Origin of the sequence: thiotrophic endosymbiont of Bathymodiolus puteoserpentis (Logatchev), assembly GCF_900127505.1 — a bacterium.
GTDB lineage: Bacteria > Pseudomonadota > Gammaproteobacteria > PS1 > Pseudothioglobaceae > Thiodubiliella.
Genome location: NZ_UEXF01000075.1, coordinates 65,882 through 72,174, shown reverse-complemented (window position 1 = coordinate 72,174; position 6,293 = coordinate 65,882). Strand labels below are relative to the sequence as shown.

Annotated in this window: 1 pseudogene; it reads left to right on the top strand. The window is 40.6% G+C overall.

The annotated features are described in order from the left end of the window. A pseudogene (locus BHECKSOX2_RS09675) lies at nucleotides 1-6,293 on the top strand (hypothetical protein); the annotation flags it as partial.

The following is a 6,293-nucleotide window of genomic DNA, read 5'->3' as shown; positions in this document are numbered from 1 at the left end:
GGCGGTGCCAATATCATTACCAAAGTAGGCGACGGTAATATTTTAGCACTATTATTTGGTAAAGCAAATATTGTTACTCAAGTTGGTAAGGGCAAGATGTATTTGTTAATGCTGGGCATAGGTAATATTGCCACCAAAATAGGAAATGGCGATGTTATTGTTGGCATGTTTGGTGTTGGCAATGTGCTAACCCATGTTGGCAATGGTATGACCGCTGCATTAATGGTATCTGTGGGGGTTAATTTTTTTACCAAGGTTGGCAATGGCCCAACGCTGGCATTAATGTTTTCAGCAGGTGGTAATATATTCACTCATATTGGCAACGGGTTAAGCGCCGCTTTAATGATAGGCGGAAAAGCCAATATCTTTACCAAAGTTGGCAATGGCACAACAGTAGCAGTAATGCTAGCAGGTTATGCTAATATATTCACCCATGTTGGGGATGGTTTTAGTGCCGCTTTAATGATAGGTGGGCAGGCTAATATTTTTACCAAAGTTGGCAATGACACCACTTTGGCGGCTATGGTTGGTAATTTCAATATTTTTACTCACATTGGCAACGGATTTTCAGTTGCGTTTGCAATTGGGCAGGCTAATATTGTAACCAAAGTTGGATCAGGTGATCTAATTACAGCGGCTATTGGTCAAGCCAATATTGTTACCCATGTTAATTTAGAAGGAAGTGGCAACACCATGAGTTTGGTGGTTGGCCAAGCCAATATTATTAGCAGAGTATCTTCGGTGGAGGGTTTTACAGTTACCGTATCCCCACTAGATTCCGTAGTCTCAGACCCTGTTTTGGAAAAACATCGCCTCTTCCCAAGAGGTAATGTATTTTCTGCACCACAAAAATTCTTAACATCAGGCGTTGATGCACTCAAAGCAACTGGTGCTGCATTATTAGGTAGAAAGAACGAAGGCAGCATGGTTACATTTGCCGTAGGTCGGGCCAATATTATCACTCACATTGGTAATGGTGCAATGCTAGGTATAGGCATTGGCCAGGCCAATATCATTAGTAAAGTGGGCTTGGGTCAAACCATCCAAGCTGGTATCGGTCAAGCCAATGTTCTTACTTCCGTTGGCGATAATGACAGTTTGCAAATTGCCGTTGGCAACGGCAATCTTGTTACTAAAGTGGGCTCTGGCTATAGCGCCATGATTGCCGTTGGTAAAGTCAATATCACCACCAAAGTGGGTGATGGTTTTCATGTCGGGTTGTCTATTGGTAAATTCAATGTCAATACCAATGTTGGCGATGGTATTGCCATCAACGCCTTGATTGGCAAATACAACCTTAATACGCGCGTGGGGCATGGCGTTAATGTGGCTGTAATGAAGGGTGATTATAATGTCAATGTGCGTTATGGTGATGGGATGAATATTGCCTTGGCAGCCGGCAAAGGTAATATTACCGTCAAAATTGGTGACGGTGATTTTTATGGCGCCATGCTTGAAGTGGGTACTAACAAACAAAGCGTTACCGCTAAGATGAAAGCTCTTATGCAAGGCATGTTGTCTAATTTAAAGGAAACTGCCAAAAGTATTTTGGTGAGTCAAACCATAGGAATAGTCGTCAACGGAGACGAGGCAGACACAACCAAACTTCGTGGTACTAGCCACTCTACCCCTAAAGAACCAAAGGACTACACCAAAAATGTAGATTCTGTTAATAGAGATGTAGATCGCTCGAAATATCAGCAAACAAATGCCGATGAAGACTCAAATGCTGACGTACAATCAAGACAAGACAAGCGCACTGTCAATGCTTTGAAAACCGATACACAGGTCGATAAAGGAGATGCCAATCAAGGCGCACAGGAAATTACGAATATTTTGGGCAGTGGTAACAATAATTTAATGCAACGCCAAAATCAAGAGGACAGTAAAGGATTAGAGGTGCTAAATAAAAGTGGACAAAGTGATCATCACCGTAGTTACACGCAGTTTGGTTCTGTTGATAAAGCTAGGGACAAGGCCGATAAGGATGTTGCAAATAGCAAAGAAGGTATTAACCAAAGCAAAACCCAAACAAAAGAAGAGTTAGACAATGTCACACAACGCAACGAAGAAAATCAAACACGCCAACAAAAAGAAGAACAAAAAATAACAAAAAATTTAGGGAATGCCAATCAAAAATATCAGGAAGTTAGCGATGAAAAGTTCAACCAAAAAGGCCCAACTTTGGTTGCCATGGCTCTTTATTTAACGGACGAATATCCAGCAACCAAAAGCGTTTTTGAAATAGGGGACAAGGTTAAAGTTTCGTTAACAATGGACAAAGCCATGCAATACCAAAAGGGCAAGGTAGACTATGCTGCCAACTCCAAGATAATCATCAATGGCTTAGAGTTTTCCTTTAGTGTTAATCAAGGTTTTGCTAAGCCCAATGCAAGTGCTATAGAAAGCACACAGTTGGTATTTGAGCGTACTGTTCAAGTAAACGATGCTTTTACCCAAGGCAAGGGGTTTTCCATTCAATCGGCATCCGACTTAATTATTAGTGGTATTACTGATAGTGACGGCTATCCCCCTGCTTTCATCAATACAATTTATCCAATCTCATTGAACAATACGATTACCACTCAGTTTGACAAGCGCGATTTAATTGTGGTTGGCGATACATTTCAAGGGTATACCATTAAAAAGAAAGTGGACAACGACTCTTGGAATACCGATGCTTTTTCTCAAGAAAGTTTTGTTGGTGATGGTTATGCGATTTTTACACTGAGTGCCACTTCTGCTAGAAAAGCCATTATGCTGGGTCTGTCTACTGACAATCCAGATGGCAGTTACAAAACCATTGAGCATGCCGTTTATCTTTACAACGACAAAATAAAAGATGTGCGTAACAACAACACAAAATACGCTGATTCTAATTATAGCTATAAAGCAGGCGACCAAATCAAGATTGAGCGTAAAGGCACTACCCTTCGTTATTACCATATTGATGGCAACGGCAATACCATTCGCATACTGGCAACACAAACAGGTGTTTCTGCCACTTCAGCACTGCACATTGACACTTCAATTAAGAGCAAGGGTGTCAAACTCACAGGTGTAAGATTGGTTAAAGGCTTGAGTAACCTTAGTAAATACGCAATTGATGTGCATGCTCCAAAACCTGTTACTAATGCTTGGCGTGTAAGTAGCACAGCAAGCAGTGATATTATTACCATCGGCGATACAATCAAAGTGAGCCTAACACTGGACGAGGCAGTTACCGTGGTAGGGGTTGGTCATAATAAAATCACGATTGCCGGCAAGGAATTCTTATTAACAGGCACCAATAATACAATCACCAACATATTAGAGTTTTCTTACGCCATTCAAGCCAACGACAAGATTAGCGCTGAAAAATTTAATATTGACAATAAAAGTGATATTGTTTTAAACGACATTAAAGATACAGATGGAAATTATATTGATTTTAGTGCTATCAGCAGCCCTACAAAACTTTCCAAGACATTGCTTGACACTGAATTTGTTATTGGTGGCGGCAAAATAACCCACAACAATGGCGTTTATGAAAAAACCTCTGGCAGAGGCTGGAATGCCGATGTTACCTCTTCCAAAGGTTTTGTTAATGATGGCTATGTTATTGCCAAGATTGGTGCGTTTGATAAGAATATGATGCTGGGACTCTCAAGTGACGATACTAGTGATTCTTTCAACACTATAGATTACGCCTTGTATGCAGACGCAGGCATAGGTAATAAATTTGTTATCTATGAAAGTGGTGGAAAAAAGTATGAGACAGGTGTTTCTTATGCCGTTGGCGACTATATGAAAGTTGTTAGATCAGGCGCCAAAATAAAATATTACCATATTAAAGCAAGCGATGGTTCTCTTGCCAAAGGCACTTTGCTCTACACCTCAAAAAAGACTTCAAATACGGATACTAAATTGTTTCTAGACAGTTCTTTTCATGATGTTGGTGCTAAGTTAACAGAGATGCAAATATTCAGTAATAGTCTGCCGTTTTCAGTAGATGTTGGCGCGCCAAAACCCATTGCTAACGCTTGGCATATAGATAGCACAACCGCTGATAAGAACGGTGTCTTTACCCTTGATGATGAAATTAAACTAACTCTCACTATAGATGAGGTGGTTGTTTTGGCCGAGGTTGGTCACAATAAAATTGTTATTGCTGGCAAAGAATTTCTTTTAACAGGCACAAATGGCACCCTGACTAACACGCTGGTGTTTACCTATACTGTGAAAATTAACGACACAATTGACAGTAAGTATTTTAATATCAATGGTAGACGCAGCATCTTTTTATCCGATATTGTTGATGCAGATGGCAATAATATTGATTTCAGTGGCATTAGCAGCCCTGTGAAACTTTCCAACACATCACTTGATACCCATCTTAGCATCGGCGGAAGCCGAAGGATGACGCTAACCAACGGTGTTTATGAAAAAATCTCTGGCGCTGGCTGGAATGCCGATGTCAGTTCTTCCAAAGGCTTTGTTAATGATGGCTATGTTATTGCCAAGATTGTTGAGCCCAACAAAAGGGTGATGATCGGACTTTCAAGCGATGATAGTGATGATTCTTTCAAGAGTATTGATTATGCTTTGTATGCAGACGCAGGAATAGGCAATAAATTTGTCATTTATGAGGGTGGCAAGCCTCAGCGTAACACAGGGGTTAGCTATGCCGCTGGTGATTATATGAAAGTTGTCAGATCGGGTTCCACAATAAAGTATTACCATATCAGGGCAGCAGACGGACCTCTTGCTCAAGGCACCTTGCTTTATACTTCGAGCCAAACTTCAAATAAGGACACCAAGTTATTTTTAGACAGTTCTTTTTATGGTGTCGGCGCCAAGTTAGCAGATATGCAAATATTCAGTGGTACTAATCCGCCACTTTCGGTCGATGTTTATGCGCCCAAACCGGCTGCCAATGCTTGGCGTATAGACAGTGGACCTGCCAATAACAAAGGTGTTTTTACCATTGGCGATGAAATTAAAATCACCCTCACTTTAAATGAAAAGGTTACCTTGGCAAATGTGGGTCGCAATAGAGTTATTATTGCTGGCAAAGAGTTTCTTTTAACGGGCACCAATGGTGTCGTTACCAATACATTGGAATTTGCTTATACTATTAAGGCTAATGACAAGATAGATGTCACAAATAGGCGTTATGATATTGTTTTGGCAGGCATTGTGGATGATAAGGGCAATTCAGTGAATATGCACGATTCAACTGCCCTTAGTGGGCTTAGCAATACATTGATTGACACTGATTTTGTTATTGGCGGGGGTAATAAAATGACCCAAACCAACGGGGTTTACGAAAAAAAATACAATGATTGGGCTAGTGTGAATGCTGATGTTACTAATTGGAATGCTGATGTTACTTCTTCTAAGGGTTTTGTCAATGACGGTTATGTTATTGCCAAGATTGGTGCACTTAATAAGCGCATGATGTTTGGACTCTCAAGTGCCAATTCCGATAGTTCTTTCAAAAGTATAGGATACGCCTTGTTGACAGTTGGTGATAAATTTTACATTTATGAGAGTGGTAGTCATAAAGGTTATGCGGTGGGTCGCTATGCCGCTGGTGATTATATGAAGGTCGTTAGGTCGGGCAACACAATAAAATATTATCACATTAAGGCAGCTGATGGCGCACTCGCCAAAGGCACTTTGCTTTATACCTCAAGCAAACTTTCAAATGCAAATACAAAATTATTTTTGGACAGTTTTTTTTATAATGTTGGCGCCAAATTGTCAGACATGCAAATATTTAGTGGCAATAATTTGGCACTTTCAGTGGATGTTTATGCGCCAAAACCCACTGCTGATGCTTGGCATATAGAAGGTGCGGTTAACAACAAAGGGGCTTTTGCCTTGGGGAGTGAAGTTAAAATAACCCTCACAATCGATGAAAACATTACTTTGTCCAATGTTGGTAGTAATAAAATCGTGATTGCTGGCAAAGAATTTCTATTAACAGGTGTCAATGGCGCACTAACCAAAACATTAGAATTTACTTACACCGTTCAACTTAATGACAAAATAGACGCTGCTTTTTATATTGACAGTAAAGACGACATTGTCTTAGCTGGTATTCAAGATACAGAGGGCAACAACATTGATTTTGGCAACATTTCCAGAGGCTTGGATATTAGCCCCAGCAGTCAAAACCTTGCCCTAAGCAGCAAAGGGCTGGCGACCATCAGCACCAATGTTACTCGTTGGCATGCCAATGGCACCGCTTCCAATATTGCAAAAATGACCGATGGCAACACCAGTTCAAGTGGTGCATTAGATTATGC